Origin of the sequence: Colwellia sp. E2M01, assembly GCF_018860585.1 — a bacterium.
Taxonomy (GTDB): Bacteria; Pseudomonadota; Gammaproteobacteria; order Enterobacterales; family Alteromonadaceae; genus Colwellia.
In genome coordinates this window covers 84,444-103,553 of the sequence record NZ_JAHKPR010000037.1, presented here as the reverse complement: position 1 = coordinate 103,553, position 19,110 = coordinate 84,444, and the positions used below count along the sequence as shown (strand labels likewise).

At 37.8% G+C, this 19,110-nt stretch carries 16 protein-coding genes; 4 read left to right on the top strand and 12 right to left on the bottom strand.

What is annotated here, in order from left to right; genetic code table 11:
- Window positions 1–160: 160 nt before the first annotated feature.
- The 3 genes from ssb to KO502_RS08400 all read right to left on the bottom strand — a co-directional run bounded on the left by ssb (window position 161) and on the right by KO502_RS08400 (window position 4,683).
- Window positions 161–835 (bottom strand): single-stranded DNA-binding protein, encoded by a 675-nt coding sequence (gene ssb, locus KO502_RS08410; protein WP_216022184.1) that lies wholly within the window; start codon window positions 833–835, stop codon window positions 161–163.
- Between the two features lie 287 nt (window positions 836–1,122).
- A complete protein-coding gene (gene pssA / locus KO502_RS08405; RefSeq protein ID WP_216022135.1) occupies window positions 1,123–2,457 on the bottom strand; it encodes a CDP-diacylglycerol--serine O-phosphatidyltransferase in 1,335 nt (444 codons plus the stop codon).
- Between the two features lie 174 nt (window positions 2,458–2,631).
- Window positions 2,632–4,683 (bottom strand): NADPH-dependent 2,4-dienoyl-CoA reductase, encoded by a 2,052-nt coding sequence (locus tag KO502_RS08400; RefSeq protein WP_216022134.1) that lies wholly within the window; start codon window positions 4,681–4,683, stop codon window positions 2,632–2,634.
- 175 nt (window positions 4,684–4,858) lie between these two features.
- Here KO502_RS08400 and KO502_RS08395 point away from each other — a divergent pair, with 175 nt between their 5' ends.
- Window positions 4,859–5,344: a GreA/GreB family elongation factor gene (locus tag KO502_RS08395; RefSeq protein WP_216022133.1), complete on the top strand. Its 486-nt coding sequence runs from the start codon at window positions 4,859–4,861 to the stop codon at window positions 5,342–5,344.
- A gap of 91 nt (window positions 5,345–5,435) precedes the next feature.
- On the opposite strand, the gene KO502_RS08390 is transcribed toward KO502_RS08395, so the two are convergent.
- The 3 genes from KO502_RS08390 to KO502_RS08380 form a co-directional block, all read right to left on the bottom strand.
- Window positions 5,436–5,972, bottom strand: coding sequence for a PepSY-associated TM helix domain-containing protein (locus KO502_RS08390; protein ID WP_216022132.1), 537 nt, complete (start codon window positions 5,970–5,972; stop codon window positions 5,436–5,438).
- Between the two features lie 228 nt (window positions 5,973–6,200).
- On the bottom strand, window positions 6,201–6,416 hold the full coding sequence (locus KO502_RS08385) for a dodecin (RefSeq protein ID WP_216022131.1): 216 nt from the start codon (window positions 6,414–6,416) through the stop codon (window positions 6,201–6,203).
- Window positions 6,417–6,619: 203 nt separating this feature from the next.
- A complete protein-coding gene (locus KO502_RS08380) occupies window positions 6,620–7,984 on the bottom strand; it encodes an MFS transporter (RefSeq protein ID WP_216022130.1) in 1,365 nt (454 codons plus the stop codon).
- A gap of 234 nt (window positions 7,985–8,218) precedes the next feature.
- On the opposite strand from KO502_RS08380, the gene uvrA reads away from it, so the two are divergent.
- The gene (gene uvrA, locus KO502_RS08375) at window positions 8,219–11,050 is read left to right on the top strand and encodes an excinuclease ABC subunit UvrA (RefSeq protein WP_216022129.1); all 2,832 of its coding nucleotides are present in this window, start codon (window positions 8,219–8,221) and stop codon (window positions 11,048–11,050) included.
- Between the two features lie 112 nt (window positions 11,051–11,162).
- On the opposite strand, the gene rluF is transcribed toward uvrA, so the two are convergent.
- Window positions 11,163–12,131, bottom strand: coding sequence for a 23S rRNA pseudouridine(2604) synthase RluF (gene rluF, locus KO502_RS08370; protein ID WP_216022128.1), 969 nt, complete (start codon window positions 12,129–12,131; stop codon window positions 11,163–11,165).
- Between the two features lie 179 nt (window positions 12,132–12,310).
- Here rluF and KO502_RS08365 point away from each other — a divergent pair, with 179 nt between their 5' ends.
- Window positions 12,311–13,069, top strand: a complete 759-nt coding sequence (locus KO502_RS08365) for a glycerophosphodiester phosphodiesterase family protein (RefSeq protein WP_216022127.1) — start codon at window positions 12,311–12,313, stop codon at window positions 13,067–13,069.
- Window positions 13,070–13,174: 105 nt separating this feature from the next.
- On the opposite strand, the gene KO502_RS08360 is transcribed toward KO502_RS08365, so the two are convergent.
- The 5 genes from KO502_RS08360 to KO502_RS08340 form a co-directional block, all read right to left on the bottom strand.
- Entirely contained in the window at window positions 13,175–13,339 is a 165-nt protein-coding gene (locus tag KO502_RS08360; protein WP_216022126.1) for a hypothetical protein, read from the bottom strand.
- Between the two features lie 73 nt (window positions 13,340–13,412).
- Entirely contained in the window at window positions 13,413–14,498 is a 1,086-nt protein-coding gene (locus KO502_RS08355; protein WP_216022125.1) for a site-2 protease family protein, read from the bottom strand.
- A gap of 421 nt (window positions 14,499–14,919) precedes the next feature.
- Window positions 14,920–15,963 carry an NADP-dependent oxidoreductase gene (locus KO502_RS08350; protein ID WP_216022124.1) on the bottom strand — a complete coding sequence of 348 codons (1,044 nt, stop codon included), beginning with the start codon at window positions 15,961–15,963 and terminating at the stop codon, window positions 14,920–14,922.
- A 67-nt stretch (window positions 15,964–16,030) separates the two neighbouring features.
- The gene (locus tag KO502_RS08345) at window positions 16,031–17,200 is read right to left on the bottom strand and encodes an iron-containing alcohol dehydrogenase (RefSeq protein WP_216022123.1); all 1,170 of its coding nucleotides are present in this window, start codon (window positions 17,198–17,200) and stop codon (window positions 16,031–16,033) included.
- 108 nt (window positions 17,201–17,308) lie between these two features.
- Window positions 17,309–18,001: a type 1 glutamine amidotransferase domain-containing protein gene (locus KO502_RS08340; protein WP_216022122.1), complete on the bottom strand. Its 693-nt coding sequence runs from the start codon at window positions 17,999–18,001 to the stop codon at window positions 17,309–17,311.
- Between the two features lie 174 nt (window positions 18,002–18,175).
- Between KO502_RS08340 and KO502_RS08335 the strand changes: the two genes are divergently transcribed.
- Window positions 18,176–19,081 (top strand): LysR family transcriptional regulator, encoded by a 906-nt coding sequence (locus KO502_RS08335; protein WP_216022121.1) that lies wholly within the window; start codon window positions 18,176–18,178, stop codon window positions 19,079–19,081.
- Window positions 19,082–19,110 lie beyond the last annotated feature (29 nt).

The following is a 19,110-nucleotide window of genomic DNA, read 5'->3' as shown; positions in this document are numbered from 1 at the left end:
GATTTAAGTATTTTAACCAGTATCGGTGATCAGTAATTTAACGGACTTGGTATTAGTCTGCTACAACCAATAATTCTAAAGATTAATCAATAAAAAAGGAGCCGAGGCTCCTTTTTTATAATAACTATTTCCAACTATACATTTTACTTTTTGTTAAAAATTAAAATGGTATATCGTCATCAAAATCAATTGACGGCTCTTGCGGGTTTACCTTAGGCGCTGGTTGTTGTCTTTGGTTAGCATAACCACTTTCAGGTTGTGCTGCAGGTGGCCTTTGTGCAAAACCGCCAGAAGGTTGCGCTGCTGGCTGACGCGGAGCATAGCCACCACCTTGTGGTTGTGCTGCATGCTGCTGCGGTGCCGACTGCTGTGGTGCTGGCTGGCGTTGTGCAAAGCCTGCTTGTTGTTGTGGTTGTTGCGGTTGACCGTAACCACCTTGTTGTGGCGCTTGCTGTTGCGAATAATCACCGCCGCCCGCTGAAGGTCTACCATCAAGCATTTGCATTACGCCATTAAAACCTTGTAATACAATCTCTGTAGTATATTGGTCTTGACCTTGTTGGTTGGTCCATTTACGCGTTTGTAAAGCACCTTCAAGATATACTTTTGAACCTTTTCTTAAGTATTCACCAGCAATTTCAGCAAGCTTGCCAAACATAACGACACGATGCCATTCAGTTTTTTCTTTTTGCTCACCAGTTTGTTTATCTTTCCATGAATCTGACGTTGCAACAGTAATGTTTGCTACTGCGCCACCATTTGGCATAAAACGTACCTCAGGATCTTTACCTAAGTTACCAACTAAAATTACTTTATTTACACCCGCCATGAAAATATCCTATTACTTGCGCTGTTAATACACATAATTTTTTTATTTAGATAAATAGATAATACCTATCAAAATAGAAATAAAACTGTGTTTGAGAATTTGATTTAAGAGGGTAATTCTATAGTGAGCGGCGATGAAATTCGAGTGCTTTTTCATTAAAAAGCACATTTATTTTTTTAATGGATTGGTGTGCGTCTTTACTAATAAGTTATGGTTTAAATTTTCATCGGATTAACATAATGTTATTCGCTATTAAGATTGAAAAATCAAACTTCCTTTTAATAACTTAAGCGTTATAACAAACGCTTAAGTACTCTGTCTATTTGAGCCGCACGAATTTTTTTCAATAACTTTTGCGGTTTTTCTGGATAATCAGTTACAGAATCTATATCAGCATGGTTAATAACTTTAGTAGTATTAGCTAGAATCCCGTCTAGTTCATTATTGGTATCTTGTAATAACGACTGGCTCTTGTCATCAAGTACTAAGCCATTTTCTAGATCAAGAGCCCAAGCCCTAGGGTTTAAATTACTGCCTGTGATTAAGTGAAAACGGTCATCAACACGTAAGCCCTTTAGATGAAAACTGTTATCGCCATCTTTCCATAAATGAATATTTAATAAGCCTTTATCTATAAAACTTTGGTAACGCTTAACAAAACGTTTAAGCAACATTTCATATACATAAGGAACAATACCAATAGTGCTAAAATCTTCATTATTGGCAATAAAAAAGTCATTTGCGGTTTTATCGCCCACCACAGCAGTTATTTTAACGCCGCGCTTTAATGCTTTAATAATATCTCTAGCTAAGGAGTGCGGCAGATTAAAATATGGTGTAAACAACACAATATTATTTTCAGCTTTTTGAATTAACTTGCGGGTTGCTTGATTTAATTCATTTTTACGTCGACCAAAGCCAACTAAGGGTGTAATAGATATTTTATTAGCCGTATCGGCTGTTTCAATATCTGCTAAAGCGTTTTGCGACTCAACCACATAGTGTGAGGTTTTTAACAGCACTTTTAATCCTGCGATATTTTTCTTTTTTTGTGCAAGATCTGGTCGCCATTCTTGATTAAGTAATGGCGCCAGATCAGAGTGTACAAAAGTTTCAATCAAGTAGTTGCAAAAGCTATTAGCTAAGGTTTGAGATCTAATAGTACAGTAGCGATCTAATCGATAACGTTCATTTTGGTGTAAATAAATATCATTGATACTAGCACCGGTGTAAAAAAGCTTGTCATCAAAAACCATGCCTTTTAAATGTAAAACACCAAATACTTCTTTACGTTTTACAGCAGCACCATAAATATTAATTGTTTGTGGGTAATCGTTGGCAAGCTGTAAATATAAAGTTCTATTACCTTGGCTTTTTTTCTCACCAATTAACCCTCGTTGGGCGCGGTTAGCATCAACAAAAATGTTAATTTCTAACTCAGGAAAGTTAGCTTTGGCTTGATATAACGCGTGGAGGATTTCTCTGCCGGCGTCATCATCTTGTAGGTATAAAGCAGTAATAAAGATACGCTGACGCGCCTCTTTAATTAAGAGTAATAACTGTTGCTTGTATGCTTTTGGCGTAGTAAAAAACTCAACATCACTACCATCAATAATTATATCTTGCACTGTACTCTATCTAAAAAAAAATCAATTCGGGGCAGTATATCAAGAGTTAACAGCATAAATATAGGTTTTTTCGACTAACATCAGCGCTAATCCCCCCAAATTACGACTGTTTACTGTTAATCCGCTTGTAAATTGTGCAACAGTTACTTTGGCTTAAACAAAATATAAACAGCTTTAAATTTTAATCGCTAGTTCAATTGCTTGCCTTATTGCTCGTTTAGCATCCAGTTCGGCTGCGATATTTGCTCCACCGATAAGCTTTACTGGTAAACCAGCATCAACAAACTCTTGCTGTAAATCTCGATTAGACTCTTGCCCAGCACAAATGATGATATGATCGACTTTAAGTAATTGCTCTTTTCCGTCAACTTCAATCAATAATCCTTTATCGGTAATTCTTTTATAACTTGCACCTGCAACCATAGTTACAGCGTGTTTAGCTAAATTAGCTCGGTGTACCCAACCTGAAGTTTTACCTAAGCCTTTGCCTACTTTACTTGATTTACGCTGTAATAAGGTGATGTTTCTAACTGGCATATTTTTGCCTATTTCCCCCTTATTTAATAATGCGCCACCTTGTTGGTAGCTTTTATCTACCCCCCAATTTTTTAACCATGCATCAAGATTATTGGTTAACGATTTTTCCGATAAATAGGCCGCCACATCAAAACCAATACCGCCAGCGCCAATAATAGCAACACGTTTTCCTACTTCAACCTTATCGCGTAATACTTGCAGGTAACTCAGTACTTTATTATTAGCTAAGCCCTCTGCTAAACCTTCAATAGCCAACTTTCTTGGTTTAATCCCAGTTGCTAAGATCACCTCATCAAAACCTGCTGACTTTAGTTTTTCGGCACAGCTTTCAATAACTAATTCACTGTTAAGATGGCGTTTTATATTATGTAAATCGAGTTGTTTATCAAAATAACGTAAGGTTTCAAAAAACTCCTCTTTACCGGGAATTTGTTTCGCTACATTAAACTGACCACCAATTTCATTGCCTTTATCAAACAACTCTACACGATGCCCGCGCTGCGCAGCATAAACACTAAATGCTAAACCTGCAGGTCCCGCACCAACTACTGCAATTTTCTTAGGATGTTCTGCTTTTTCAAGCACCAATTCTGTTTCATAACAAGCCATCGGATTCACTAAACAAGAGGCTCGCTTTTGGGCAAAAACATGATCTAAACAAGCTTGGTTACAACCAATACAGGTATTAATTTCATCCGCTTTATTCTGGGCGGCTTTGTTAATAAAGTCAGGATCAGCAAGAAAAGGGCGAGCCATAGACACCATATCAGCCTGCCCTGTTGCTAATATATTCTCAGCAACGTCGGGGGTATTTATGCGGTTTGTGGTGATTAACGGAATTGAAACTTCTTGTTTCATTCGCTCAGTCACCCAAGAAAATGCAGCTCGAGGCACTGAAGTAACAATGGTAGGTACGCGCGCTTCATGCCAACCAATACCGGTATTAATCAATGTTGCCCCTGCTTTTTCAACTGCTTTTGCCATAGTTACCACTTCTTGCCAGCTGTTACCTCCTTCAACTAAATCGAGCATAGATAAACGAAAGATAATAATAAACTGCTCACCAACTTTAGCTCGTACCGCTTTAATGGTATCGATAGCAAGGCGCATTCTATTTTCAATACTGCCGCCCCACTCGTCAGCTCGTTTATTGGTTCTAATACAGGCGAATTGGTTAATTAAATAACCTTCTGAACCCATTATTTCAACGCCGTCATAACCCGCTTTAGCGGCTAACCTTGCAGAATAAGCATAATCTTTAATGGTCGATTTAATTTGTCTAACCGACATTGCAGATGGCGTGAATGGCGAAATAGGCGATTTTATTTTACTGGGGGCAACGGCAAAAGGGTGATAAGCATATCGACCTGTATGTAATAACTGTAGGCAAATTTTGGTGGGGTATTGATGAACCGCCTTAGTGACTTTTTTATGTTTATTCACTTGCCAAAAGTGGCTAAGCTCACTTCCAAAAGGCGCTATTCTACCGCGTAAGTTAGGACTAACACCACCGGTAACAATTAATCCTACACCACCTTTGGCACGCGCTTGATAAAAGGCGGCAAGTTTTGTAAAACCGCCACGCTCTTCTTCAAGCCCTGTATGCATAGAGCCCATAATCACTCGATTAGCCAGTTGGGTAAAGCCAATGTCTAACGGCGCTAATAAATTAGGATAGGCTGTTATCATTATGTCGCCTTTAAAAAACGTATGTTTAAGTTTCAGCTTTGATTCAGGCTTAAAGCCTATTAAACTGGTATTTAATTAACATGCTCTGTCATGCTAAAGTCGTATAACGAAAAATAAATAATATTAATAGCTTAGCTTGAACTTCTACATTTTGGAAATACAGACAAAGAATATTATGATCAATAAAATAGAATTAGTACAAGTGATAATAGCGTCACTGGCAAAAGAGCGACAACAAGCCGTTGATGCTGCAAATGAAGCACACGCCGCGGCAGTAGATGATCAAAGTGTTGCTGAAACGCAATATGATACGTTAGCGATAGAGGCAAGTTATCTTGCTGAAGGGCAATCAAGAAGAGTTGCTGAATTTCAGCAAGCAATTGAGGATTTTGAGGGGTTACAACTAAGCTACTTTACTAATGAAAATCAAGTAGCTTTAAGCGCATTAGTACAATTATCCCATGACAGTAGCACCAACCATTGGTTTTTTATTGCGCCTGCTGCAGGTGGATTTCGCTGTCAACTAAATAACCAAAACATAACTGTAATAACCCCACAATCACCAATGGGTATGGCGTTAATTGGCAAACAACTGGATGATGACATTGAAGTTATGATTGGTGCTAATAAAGTTGAGGATTATATTATTGCGCTAAACTAACACAAAGCTAAAATGTTCTTTTCGTCTGTAAGATGGGTCTAAGTCCATAGAAGAAATTTCCGGTTTTCTAACTAATTCGCTAATAACTATTCTAAAAAGCAAGAGCCAAGAAAAGTGCAAATCCTGCCCCCATTGTAATTAGCGATGTTTTTCGGTTACGTTTGTTAGATAAAGCTAAGATCATTCCCGTCAGTAAAATTAAAACTAATCCTATAGCAGTTAATTTTTGCAACGTTTTAAATGCTAATGGGCCATGGCCTTTATGTAGCTCCACCAATGTCTTTATAAGATCAGGTTCAACCTTTGTTAATGAATAACTGTCATCTTTCCTTGTAATAACAAATGAATCTTCTGATGTAGGTCGAGTAAAAAGACTATTACCACCTTGTTTAACATATTCAAACGATGACTCTAAGTCATGGTGATTTAATAAATCTCGAACTGCTTGTTCGCTATTTGAACCACTAATATTGAAAACATAATTTGAATCACTTTCTATCACTGTATTTTCAGTAGTGCCTTTAAAGCCAAATAGATATAATCCACCAGAAATACTGATCATTAAAATAATCGGCGCTAAAAATGTAGCAACGTATAAATGAATTTTTGCAGCGTTTTGTCTTAACATTTGTATTATTTTTTAAATATATTTAGTTTTTATCTTAAATAAAGTTTACTCGGTGACAACGTAATTGCAAAGCTAAATTTACAACGCGCACAGACGAGTCATAGCACTGAATTAGTGAAACGTCCTCTATCGTATCTTTACAGACCTAATCAATAGTACGATTAGGTCAAATCCAAAATTGAAAAGTGTCATACGAGATATGAGCTACTACGGTTAAAGAAAGGGAGCCTAACTACCTTCTATTTTAAAACCTATTTTCAAAGTGACTTGATAATGCCCCACAGCACCGTTGACAATGTGACCTCGGGTATCAACGACCTCAAACCAATCCATATTTTTTACGGTTTTACTACATTCTGCTAGTGCGTTCTCAATGGCATTTTCGATGCTTGTTTTTGATGAGCCGACAATTTCAATTTTTTTATAACAGTGATGATCAGACATAATAGTTACTCGCTTAGTTAATGATAAGATAAGGAAAAGTTAAAAATACAAGGTTTAATTTAACTCTGTATTTAATCTAACAGCCTAGTACTATTTCAACAACTTCGCCGCTTAACTTTAAAAGGACTTAATGTAACAAGCCTTGTCACTTTAGCTATGTTATTTCTTTGATGATTGAACATTAACTATTTAAAAATTCAGCTTTACGCCTTTAATAAGGCTTTAATAGCCATAAGATCAACTATTTTTTCATCCACTTTTAAATAGGCAACCGCTTCAGTGTGTACTATGGTTGCCTCAATAACACCTGGCATATTAATCAACTGCTCGGCAATTATGTCAGCTTGCGCTTCACTTTCAACATTAGTAGCAAAGCTGAAGTTTTTAGATTTTTGTAATGGTTTCATACCAAAGCTTACTAACAGCCAAACTACGGTGATTATCGCCATCACTAAAAAGATGGTATTTTCACCAAACTCACTGGCAATATAACCGCCAAGCATACCGCCAACAAAAGCCCCTAAAAACTGACTACTTGAATAAACGCCCATTGCACTGCCTTTTACGCCAGCAGGTGCAATACGTGATAAAATAGAGGGCATGGTTGCTTCTAAATAGTTAAAGGCAGTAAAGAATAACACCACTGATAGCACTAGACTCCACAAACCAATCGGCAATACCCACAGCAAGAATAATGCAATGGCTAACAAGGCAATAGCCGCGCTAAACATAGGTTTTTCTTTTTGCTTTTTCATCGCATAAATCATAAATGGCACCATCAAAAAGAAAGAACCAAGTAACGTAGGTAAATATAATTGCCAATGATGATCAAGTGCTAAACCGCTAGCCACAAACTGTTTAGGCAAGGTAACAAAACAGGCGGTAAGCGCCATGTGTAAAATGAATATACCCCAATTTAATCGAGATAATTGCGGGTCACGAATTAAACGACTGATTTGTGCGGGTAGTGCAACACTATCGCCACGTGGCGCTTTATTGACTGAATTAGGCACCATAAATTGGATCAAAAACATGGCAACAATGGTTAATATCCCTGTAAACCAAAACAAACCACTTAAACCAAAGTTATCTGCGACTATTGGCCCTAAAATCATCGCAAAAGTAAAAGACAAACCAATAAACATCCCTATAGTTGCCATTACTTTAGGGCGTTGCTCTTCACGACTTAAATCAGCGGCCAATGCAAGTATGGCACTAGCAATTGCGCCCATACCTTGAATAGCTCGCCCAATCACAACACCATATATAGACTCTGACATTGCGGCAATAACACTACCAAGTAGAAACACCACCAAGCCAGCTAAAATAACTGGTTTACGCCCGAATTTGTCGGAAAGAATACCCATTGGAATTTGCAGTAAAGCTTGGGTTAAACCATAAGCTCCAATCGCTAAACCTAACCACATAGGGCTATAACCGTTAAGTTGCTCGCCATAAATTGCGAACACAGGAAGGATCATGAATAAGCCGAGCATACGAATGCCAAATACACTGGCGAGGGAGAAAGCGGCTTTTTTCTCAATACGGTTTAAACCTGAAACACTCATAACCTTGCTAAAACCTTACTTAAATAAACAACTAAAATGAACGAATAAAACGAACAACGAGGGAAAATTCTACATAGTTTACCATGCAACGTGAAACAACAAAATCCAAACATGAAATAGGGCAAGAGTAACAACGCATTATGCACCAGATTTGCTTTTATACAGTATTTTTAATGGCATATTTCTATGCCATAATAGTCGGTTCTATTTTATCGCTATTTGAGTTAAAAACCCATGCAAAGTATTGAAGTTAGAGGCGCTCGTACGCACAACCTCAAAGACATAAGTTTAACAATTCCTCGAGATAAGCTGGTTGTTATTACTGGTCTTTCTGGCTCTGGAAAATCATCACTCGCCTTTGATACCCTTTATGCTGAAGGCCAACGCCGTTATGTTGAATCACTGTCAGCTTATGCACGTCAGTTTTTATCTCTAATGGAAAAACCCGATGTAGATCACATTGAAGGCTTATCACCGGCGATTTCTATCGAGCAAAAGTCAACATCGCACAACCCGCGTTCAACCGTTGGCACTATTACCGAAATATACGATTACTTACGTTTATTATACGCCCGAGTAGGTGAGCCGCGTTGTCCTGAACATGGTCAAGCACTTGCAGCACAAACTATTTCGCAAATGGTTGATAAAGTATTAGCCCTTGAAGAAGGCACTAAAGTGATGTTACTTGCACCCATTGTGCAAGACCGTAAAGGCGAACATATTAAGTTATTAGATAACTTAGCCGCACAAGGTTTTATCCGCGCTCGTATTGATGGTGAAGTTTGTGACTTGTCTGATCCACCAACATTAGAGCTACAAAAAAAACATACTATTGAAGTGGTAGTAGACCGTATTAAAGTACGTGATGATCTTCAATTACGCTTATCAGAATCTTTTGAAACAACCTTAGGCTTAAGTAGTGGCACTGCAAAAGTAGCCTTTATGGACGAGCCAGACCGAGAAGAGTTAATTTTCTCGGCTAACTTTGCCTGTCCACATTGTGGTTACAGTATGCAAGAGTTAGAACCTCGTTTATTTTCTTTTAATAACCCCGCAGGTGCTTGTCAAACTTGTGATGGCTTAGGCGTAGAACAATATTTTGATAGCGCACGGGTAATAGCTAATGGTGAGTTAAGCCTTGCTAGTGGTGCGGTACGTGGTTGGGACAAACGTAATTTTTATTACTTTCAAATGCTACAAGCACTCGCTGACTTTTATAAATTTGATGTTGATAAACCGTTTAACGACTTATCAGCGAAAGCACAAAAAGCCGTACTTTATGGTAGTGGCGAGCAAGAAATTGAATTTAAATACATGAATGACCGTGGTGATGTGGTGGTGCGTAAGCATCCGTTTGAAGGTATCATCAATAATATGCAGCGCCGTTATAAAGAAACAGAGTCAAACTCAGTGCGCGATGAACTCGGAAAATACCTTAATTCACAGCCCTGTCCTGATTGTAATGGCAGTCGTTTACGCCTTGAAGCCCGTAATGTATTTATTGAAAATACCCCATTAAACGTAGTTGCTGATTTTTCAATTAGTGAAGCCTTAAACTTTTTTAAAGGATTAACGCTTACTGGTCAACGTGCACAAGTTGCCGAGAAAATTCTAAAAGAAGTTAACGAGCGTTTAGGTTTTTTAGTCAATGTAGGTCTTAACTACCTTAATTTATCTCGGGGCGCTAATACCTTGTCAGGTGGTGAGGCACAACGTATTCGCCTTGCTAGTCAAATTGGCGCAGGTTTAGTTGGTGTAATGTATGTACTTGATGAGCCATCTATTGGTTTACATCAGCGTGACAACGAACGCTTACTTAAAACCTTAATTCACCTTCGTGATTTAGGTAATACCGTTATTGTCGTTGAACATGATGAAGATGCCATTCGCGCTGCTGATTTTGTTATTGATATTGGCCCAGGTGCCGGTGTACATGGTGGTGAAATTATCGCTCAAGGCACTGTTGACGATATTTTAGCGTGTAAAGACTCACTTACTGGCAAGTATCTTTCTGGTGTAGAAAAGATAGAAATACCTAAAAAGCGAAATACCTTCGATAAAAAAAATGTTATTAAGCTAACCGGCGCAACGGGTAACAATTTAAAAAATGTCGACCTAGTCATTCCGAACGGTTTAATGACTTGTATTACTGGCGTTTCCGGCTCTGGAAAATCGACCTTAATTAACGATACTTTATATAAGTTAGCTCACACAGAATTAAATGGCGCCACCACGCAAGAGCCAGCGCCGTATAAATCAATTAAAGGTTTAGAGCTACTAGATAAAGTTATCGAGATTGATCAAAGCCCAATTGGTCGAACGCCGCGCTCAAACCCGGCTACGTACACAGGTATTTTTACCGCTATTCGTGATATTTTTGCGGCAACGCAAGAGTCTCGCTCTCGTGGTTATAAGTCAGGTCGTTTTAGCTTTAATGTGAAAGGCGGTCGCTGTGAAGCTTGTCAGGGTGACGGCATGATCAAGGTAGAAATGCACTTTTTACCTGACGTTTATGTACCTTGTGATGTGTGTAAAAGTAAGCGCTACAACCGTGAAACATTAGAGGTGCTATACAAGGGCAAGAATATCCATGAAGTATTGGATATGACCATTGAAGACGCTTTTGAATTTTTCAAACCTATTCCAGCGATAAAACGTAAGTTAGAAACTTTAGTAGATGTTGGTTTAAGTTATATCAAGTTAGGTCAATCAGCCATTACTCTCTCTGGTGGTGAAGCACAGCGCATTAAGCTCGCGAAAGAATTATCAAAGCGTGATACAGGTAAGACTTTGTATATTTTAGATGAGCCAACTACAGGTTTGCATTTCCATGATATTAAACAATTACTACAGGTTATCCATCGCTTACGTGATAAAGGTAATACCGTTGTGGTGATTGAGCATAACTTAGATGTGGTAAAAACCGCAGATTGGATTGTTGATTTAGGTCCTGAGGGTGGCTCTGGTGGTGGTGAAATACTGGTAACAGGTACACCAGAGCAAGTAGCTAAACACCCAACATCGCATACAGCGAGGTTTTTAAAGCCACTGTTAAAGATAAAATAAAAATATAAGTAAAGTGACCGTTCAGTAAGGCACTAAAGCCAAAAAGCCAGCTACTTATAACTGGCTTTTTGGATTCTTGAGCTGTCTTTTATTCTTTTCAAGCTTAACTCTATTACTTCGTAGGTTTAGATTTTATACTATTGAATGGCCAATTATCATTTTTATTAGACTTCTGGTCTTCACTGTCCTTCTTTTCATCATCTTTTGCTGGTGGCGTGTATTGATAAGTTCTTGGCTTATGTTCTTTCGACGCTTTTTTTAATTTCACGCTTGCCTGATTAGTACCAGCATTGACGTTTCTTACGTTTTTAGGTTTGGCGGTATTTACCGCTGTTTTACTTGAACTCTTCACTGCTTCGTTAATTTCTGCCATTTCGCTTGTCGTTAAATCTCGCCATTGACCTGGGGCTAAGTCATCTAGTTCAATTTTCATGATGCGTGAGCGTTTAAGTTTTACAACTTCATAATCAAGGTATTCACACATACGACGGATTTGACGATTAAGGCCTTGATTAAGAATAATAGTAAACACAAAACGACTCACCGGTTTAACAATGCACGGATTAGTAATAGTACCAATAATAGGTACGCCACGTGCCATTCTATCAACAAATCGTTCACTAATAGGTTTATCGACCGTGACAATATATTCTTTGTCATGTCCGTTTTCAGCGCGTAAAATCTTATTAACAATATCGCCGTCACTGGTTAATAATATTAACCCTTCAGAGTCCTTGTCTAAACGACCAATAGGGAATATTCGCTTTTTATGGCCTATGGCATCAACAATATTGCCGCGTACATGTGACTCAGTAGTACAAGTAATACCGATAGGTTTGTTATAAGCAATATAAACACGATCTGATTTGTCAGCTTTAATAGGCGCAACATCAAAACCGTCAACTTTAACTACATCGCCCTCTAACACTTTAGTACCTAATTCAGGTATCGCATCATTAATGGTTACACGGCCATCTTCAATTAATTTATCGGCGCTGCGGCGCGAACAAAAGCCAGAATCACTAATGAATTTATTTAAACGTTTTGGAAAAGTTGAAGTGGTCAATTTAATTTTACTCATTTTTTATAGAACAATTTAGTATCACTACTATTATATGTACGCGATTATACCATTTTCACCAAAGAATGATTAATTAATTTGCAGGAGAAGTTTTATCAAAATGGGCTCACTAAAATAACGAGTTTAGGATTATACTGAACTTACTACTTAGCTTAGCTTAGCTCTAATGCGATATTATTATGATCATATTTGCACATCGTGGCACCAGTGCCACCGAGCCAGAAAACACATTATTAGCAATTCAATCAGCTATTGATATTAATGTCGATGGCATTGAAATTGATATTTTTGAAGTAGATGGCCAGTTAGTGGTAATACATGATCGTTGGTTACAGCGAACTACATCGGGTTCGGGGTTAATAAGTCAATATAGTTTTGAAAAATTACGCCAACTCGATGCAGGCAAAGGAGAAAAAATTCCAACTCTCGATGAAGTATTGGCTATTTTACCTACAAATTTTTTATTAAATATTGAACTCAAAGGCATTAATAATATTCAGTTATTAATAAACTGTATCGACCAAGCAATAACTCAATACGGTATTAACAGTAAGCAATTATTATTATCGTCATTTAACCATCATCAGCTCTATCAAATATCACAGCAGCGTCCTGAGTTTGCTATTGGTGCCCTCACCGCTTCATTACCATTAGAATATGCCAAGTTTGCGACATTACTTAATGCTTATTCCGTTCATATTAGCGTAAATTCTGTTAACCAACGCTTTGTACAAGACGCACATCAACGAGGTTTAAAAGTGTTTGTTTACACTGTTGATGAATTTGTCGATATTGCTATTCTCGCCAAAATTGGTGTTGATGGTATTTTTGCCAACAACCCGCAACAAGCATTAGAGCACCTAAATAACTATCAATTACTAAAAGATTGTGAGGTTGCTAATAGCGTCAATCCTGTTCATGGCTTTACCGATAATTAGTAATAATATATCAAACTCTATTTTAGCTTGATAATTTTTTTATACCTATTACATTAATTAAGTGCTCTATTTTAGACGAAGATAATCTGATTACTTAATGAAAAGTTAATGAGAAAGGGGTAACTTAATAGGTTTACAAAGATAGTTTTTATTATGCGCAGCACGTGCACAATCCTTACAAGCAAAGTTCGGCTTATCAACAATACTTGCCAATTCATGCACGTTTTTTTCTATTTCTTTCTTTTTCCACTTACATAAAGTTTTAGCCATACCCATTCCTCTTCGTATCAATACCAATTAAAGGCATTGATTAAAATGACTTAAATAACTCAAATAGTAAAAACTAACTACCTAAAATCTTAAGTGGTAATGATAACGCGCCATTGTCTGTTTGCCCTACAAACCAAATAATCGCACTTAAACCACCTAAGGTAATGATATACCAAATAATAGAGACTATTTGTGCATATCGATTAAGGGGTAATAATTGACTTAAATGTCGGCGTTTATATTCAAAGAATATTTCAATACTACCAATGGCAAGTAAAAAGCCTAATAAGGCCAAACCAAATTGATAACTTATATAAACCCCTAAAGCAGCACCCAATACACAAACAATTAAACCCACTTTAGAATGAATAGAAAAGGCGATACTTTTAAGAACATGTCCGCCATCAAGAGGTAATACTGGTAACATATTAAATAAATTAAGTAGCGCGTTAAAAACAGCTAAACCCGCCAACATTTCTATATCGGTAAGCCAATAAGCCAGCAAGCAAGCCAGTGATAATATCAAGCCAAAGAATGGTCCCATGATAGAAATAACAATATCTTGCCAACGAGTATTAATTTTATCGTCGCTCAGCGCTAAACCGCCAACAAAGGGAATAAGATATATACCTTTGGTTTTTAAACCAAAGTATTTCATCGCTTTAATATGACCATACTCATGAAAAACTAAACAGAGAATTAACGCAATGGCAAAAGTAGGAGAAAACAGCCAACTGTATGCAGCCAAACTACCTGCGGCAAATAACACCTTGATCACTTTGGCACTTTTTAATAACTTTAATCCAAGCCCTGCCATACCGATAAAGCTAAATTTAAAAGGTTGTTTTATACCTTTGTCGTGAGGAGTTTGACGTTGCTCTATATCTTTTTCATGTAAGGTATTTTCGTTAACAACTTTGTTATTAACTAGCAGTTTAAATTGCAGATCAAATGGTTGCCACAGTAATGAACCGTTTAACTCAACCTGTAATTCGCCTTGTTCACTTTGCAGTAAAAATTGATGGTTAAATTGTTCGCTGTTAACATTAGCATCAATTTGAGAAACACATTGATCGCCCCAAAAAAGTTGTTGCCATCCTGCCATTGATCCTTCTAAACGAAGTGGTTTACCTAAAAATTCTAACTCTAATAATTGCACGTGTTACTCACTGATAGTAATTTTGACAAAAAAAACCTTGCCTGATTATCGCTATAGTAAACGATTGGCAAGGTTTTTCGAAGAGTGTTATTAATTATCAGCTTATAGTAGTTATAAAACGCTTAGAAATAAGTATTTTAAAAATGGATTCCCGACAAGCACCTCGGGAATGACGTAACATTGTTGCGATCTTGAGTTTCTTTTTACCATTCATAAAATACTATAAATAACAAATTACCATTAAGTGAATCAAACTAAGCAGCCGTCATTCCCGAAGTCTTTTATCCGCAATCCATTGTCTATACACCTAGAAATAACGAAGCAGCGTTAAATACTTCAAACCTAACAGCCGTCATTCCCGAAGTTTTTTATCGGGAATCCATTATCTTTAAGTTCTTATTTACAGTGCTTATTAAATGCCCTAACTAATTTCATCTGGCCCAACACGCACCACTAACTTACCAAAGTTTTCACCTTTCAATAAGCCAATAAAAGCATTTGGCGCATTATCAAGCCCATCAATCATATGCTCTTTGTATTTTATCTCGCCTGCCGTTACCCATTTAGCCATTTGCTGGCTAAATTCTGCATAACGATGACCATAATCGTCGAACACGATAAAACCTTGCATTCTAATTCGTTTAACCAATAACTTACCCATTAATAACGATAATCGGTCTGGGCCTGGCGGTAATTCAGTAGCGTTGTACTGTGAAATAAGTCCGCATAACGGTACACGTGCGCATGAGTTAAGTAACGGCATAACCGCGTCAAACACTTTACCGCCAACATTTTCAAAATACACATCAATACCTGAGTCACAAACTGCCACTAATTGCTCAGCTAAATCGTCACTGTAGTGATCGATACAATGATCAAAACCTAAGGTTTCAACCGCGTAATGACACTTAGTTTTGCCGCCAGCAATACCGACAACTTTACAACCTTTTAGCTTCGCAATTTGGCCAACTAAACTACCTACTGCACCTGCAGCTGCAGCAACAACCACAGTTTCACCGGCTTTAGGTTGACCAATATCAAGCAAGCCCATATAGGCCGTTAAACCAGGCATGCCTAATACGCCAAGCGCATACGATGGGTTAGCCATATTATTATCAAGCTTGAGTAGTTCATCACCTTTATGAACGCTGTAATCTTGCCAACCACCAAAAGCCACAACCCAGTCACCTGGCTTCAAATCGTCATAGTTTGACTCTTCTACTCGACAAACACTGCCACCTACCATCACTTCATTAATACCAACAGGATCAGCATACGAGTCTGCATCACTCATACGGCCACGCATGTAAGGATCAAGTGATAAAAACACAGTACGCACTAATACTTCACCCGCTTTAGGTATTGGCTTTTCACTGTTAACTAAATTAAAGTTTTCAGCCGTTGGCGCACCAACAGGTCTTGAAGCTAAAAGCATTTGTCTATTTGTGTCAGTTGTTTGAGTCATGTTCTTTCCTTAGTAAATAATGATTATCAGACTTGAGCCTATAAAGCTCTATGTTTGTAACTTGATTTTATAAAGCTTGAGTTAAAATTTCACGACTTACTTCTAACGTAATATCGCCATGCTCGCCCAAAGCCGTCATTCCCTGACTTTCTAAATTAGTGATCAATAACTCAATATCGTCACTGCCAAGATCAACGTCAGATAAACGTGTTGGCACTTGCATTGTTTTAAAGAAATCTTCAGTTAACTTAATTGCTTTATCAATACGTACATCTTCATCACCTTCGGTAATATTCCAAACACGTTCTGCATATTGCAATAATTTGCCACGCTTTTGTTCACGTTTAACTTTCATAACGGCTGGCAATACAATAGATAGGGTACGCGCATGATCAATACCATGAGCACCTGTGAGTTCATGACCTATCATGTGTGTTGACCAATCTTGTGGTACGCCTGCACCAATTAAACCATTTAACGCCATGGTTGCCGACCACATAATATTAGCTCTAACTTCTAAATCATCTTTCGTTTCAGTCGCTAGCGCTTTTGGCCCTTCCTCAATTAAAATTTGTAATAACCCTTCACTAAAGCGGTCTTGCACCTTGCCATTAACGCTATAGGTTAAATACTGCTCTATAGTATGCACAAACGCATCCACTACGCCGTTACTAACTTGACGATCAGATAAAGATAAAGTTACTGTTGGGTCTAATACCGCAAATAACGGACGAACAAATGGGCTAGAGAATGGACGTTTATTACCATCGCGGGTGACTACCGAGTTGCCATTACTTTCCGAGCCTGTGGCTGGTAGCGTTAATATAGCCCCAAGTGGTAATGCTTTAGTAATAGGAGCTTGCTTCGCAATAATATCCCATGGTTCACTATTTTCAGAACTACCTTCAAACAGTGCTGCTGCGGCGATAAATTTAGCACCATCAACCACTGAGCCACCACCAACAGCAAGTATATAATCAATATTTTCAGCTTTAATAATTTCTTGCGCTTTCATTAATGTATCGTATTTTGGGTTTGGCTCAATACCTGAAAATTCAAAGTAAGTGTGCTCTGCTAACGCATCAATCACTTGCTGATAAACACCATTACTTTTGATTGAACCACCACCATAAACTAAAAGTACTTTGGCATCTGCCGGTATCTCTTTGGCAATAACTTCTATTTGTCCTTCACCAAAATTTATTTTTGTTGGGTTTTGAAAATTAAAATTTAACATGGGTAGTCCTATATTTGTTGATAAGTAACGCGCTGTCCAGTTGTAGCTTAGTGTCTGTGCATAACGCGTTTATCTAAAGTTTGTTTACACTCGTTTCATCTTTCAAAGTTAAATAGTTTCAACAATATGCGCTAATAACTTTTCAGCGGCTAATGCTGAACTTGCAGGATTTTGACCTGTAATAATCAAACCATCTTGAATCGCAAACGGATGGAAGTCTTGTGCTTTTTGGTATTCTGCGCCGCGCTTAATTAATTCATCTTCCAGTAAAAAAGGTACAACCTCTGTTAACTGAACGGCTTCTTCTTCACTGTTAGTAAAACCTGTAATTACTTTACCTTTAATGGCAAAGTCACCTAGTTCTTGCTTTACATTCAATAATGCCGCACTTGCATGACAAACGGTCGCGACGGCTTTATCTGCATTTAAAAAACTTTCAATTAACGTGATTGACTCAGCATTGTCAGTTAAGTCCCATAATGGTCCATGGCCACCAGGATAAAATACGCCATCAAAATCACTTTCTTTAATTTCAGATAATTTTACTGTGGTAGCAATTTTAGCTTGAGCGCTATCGTCATTATCATAACGTTCTGTTGCAGAGGTTTGAAAGTCAGCCAGAGTACTCGTTGGATCAATAGGTGCCTGGCCACCTAAGGGCGAAGCTAATGTCACTTCAACACCCGCATCAATAAAAGCGTAATAAGGTGCGGCAAACTCTTCAACCCAAAAACCAGTTTTTTTACCTGTGTTACCTAGTTGATCATGTGAAGTAAGTACCATCAATATTTTCTTATTCATGTTCATTCATCCTTTATGGGTATCGTGTATAAAATAATAATCAGTAAAACGTGTTCTCTTTTGATAAAACCAGTATATGCCCACAACACAATATGAACAATGCAGAGAAAACTGACAACATTGTATTAATTATTGATACAATATATTGTCGCCTTATAAACTTGGAGTTTTGTGATGGATGTTTCATTTGAGCAGCTAAAAAGTATGGTGGTTTTCGCGCAAGTTATTGAACAAGGCAGCTTAAGTGCTGCTGCAAAACATATCGGGCTTTCTCGCGCGGTGATAAGTTACCACTTAAAAAAACTTGAAGCACAACTCGACGTAAAGTTACTTAATCGTTCAACACGAACAATTAATCTTACCGAAGCCGGACAAGCTTATTATGAGCGTTGCCGTGTTATTGCCGAGCAAGCTAGCGCTGCTAATCAACAAATTGAAAACTTTAAAAGTGAGCCAGTTGGCTTACTTAAAATTACATGCCCAGTAAATATTGGTCTGCAAACAGTGGTACCTGCACTAAACGAATTCAAAAAAATATACCCTAAAATCGCACTTGATGTAATGCTTACCGATGAAGTGGTTAACATTATGAAAGAAGGTATCGATTTAGCTATTAGAGGTGCCCCTTTGGCTGATTCTGGTTTGCAGGCGACTAAGCTCGCTACTTTACCAACCTGCCTTTGCGGCGCTCCTGAATATTTTAATCAGCATGGTCGACCAACGACACCAGCTGATTTAGGGAGACATCAATGGGTTATTTACAAACTAACGTCAGGCGTTTTAAATCTTAAAAAAGGTAGTCGTTCCTATAGTATTGCCACCAATGGCAGTATTAGTACCAATAATGCCGCAGCGCGTACCGCTTTTGTTGAAGCTGGGCATGGCTTAGCCCGTATCCCAACTTACGATGCTTGGCCAAAAATAAAGGTAGGCACTTTAGAAACAGTACTTGATGATTATGCCTTTAACGATATTAATGTTTATGGTGTTTTTCCACCAGGTACGGCCAACTCTAAAAAATTAAGGTTGCTACTTAATTATTTAAAAGAGTATTTTACTAGCCAGATAACAATAGCTTAATAATACCAATTTGATTAAGTTCTTTCCCA

What these genes read in the sequence shown, in the direction of transcription:
- KO502_RS08400 (WP_216022134.1), bottom strand. Translation starts at nt 4,683, where the DNA reads ATGATAACAGCCTATCCTAATTTATTAGCGCCGTTAGACATTGGCTTT.
- KO502_RS08395 (WP_216022133.1), top strand. Translation starts at nt 4,859, where the DNA reads ATGATCAATAAAATAGAATTAGTACAAGTGATAATAGCGTCACTGGCA.
- KO502_RS08390 (WP_216022132.1), bottom strand. Translation starts at nt 5,972, where the DNA reads ATGTTAAGACAAAACGCTGCAAAAATTCATTTATACGTTGCTACATTT.
- KO502_RS08385 (WP_216022131.1), bottom strand. Translation starts at nt 6,416, where the DNA reads ATGTCTGATCATCACTGTTATAAAAAAATTGAAATTGTCGGCTCATCA.
- KO502_RS08380 (WP_216022130.1), bottom strand. Translation starts at nt 7,984, where the DNA reads ATGAGTGTTTCAGGTTTAAACCGTATTGAGAAAAAAGCCGCTTTCTCC.
- uvrA (WP_216022129.1), top strand. Translation starts at nt 8,219, where the DNA reads ATGCAAAGTATTGAAGTTAGAGGCGCTCGTACGCACAACCTCAAAGAC.
- rluF (WP_216022128.1), bottom strand. Translation starts at nt 12,131, where the DNA reads ATGAGTAAAATTAAATTGACCACTTCAACTTTTCCAAAACGTTTAAAT.
- KO502_RS08365 (WP_216022127.1), top strand. Translation starts at nt 12,311, where the DNA reads ATGATCATATTTGCACATCGTGGCACCAGTGCCACCGAGCCAGAAAAC.
- KO502_RS08360 (WP_216022126.1), bottom strand. Translation starts at nt 13,339, where the DNA reads ATGGCTAAAACTTTATGTAAGTGGAAAAAGAAAGAAATAGAAAAAAAC.
- KO502_RS08350 (WP_216022124.1), bottom strand. Translation starts at nt 15,963, where the DNA reads ATGACTCAAACAACTGACACAAATAGACAAATGCTTTTAGCTTCAAGA.
- KO502_RS08345 (WP_216022123.1), bottom strand. Translation starts at nt 17,200, where the DNA reads ATGTTAAATTTTAATTTTCAAAACCCAACAAAAATAAATTTTGGTGAA.
- KO502_RS08340 (WP_216022122.1), bottom strand. Translation starts at nt 18,001, where the DNA reads ATGAATAAGAAAATATTGATGGTACTTACTTCACATGATCAACTAGGT.
- KO502_RS08335 (WP_216022121.1), top strand. Translation starts at nt 18,176, where the DNA reads ATGGATGTTTCATTTGAGCAGCTAAAAAGTATGGTGGTTTTCGCGCAA.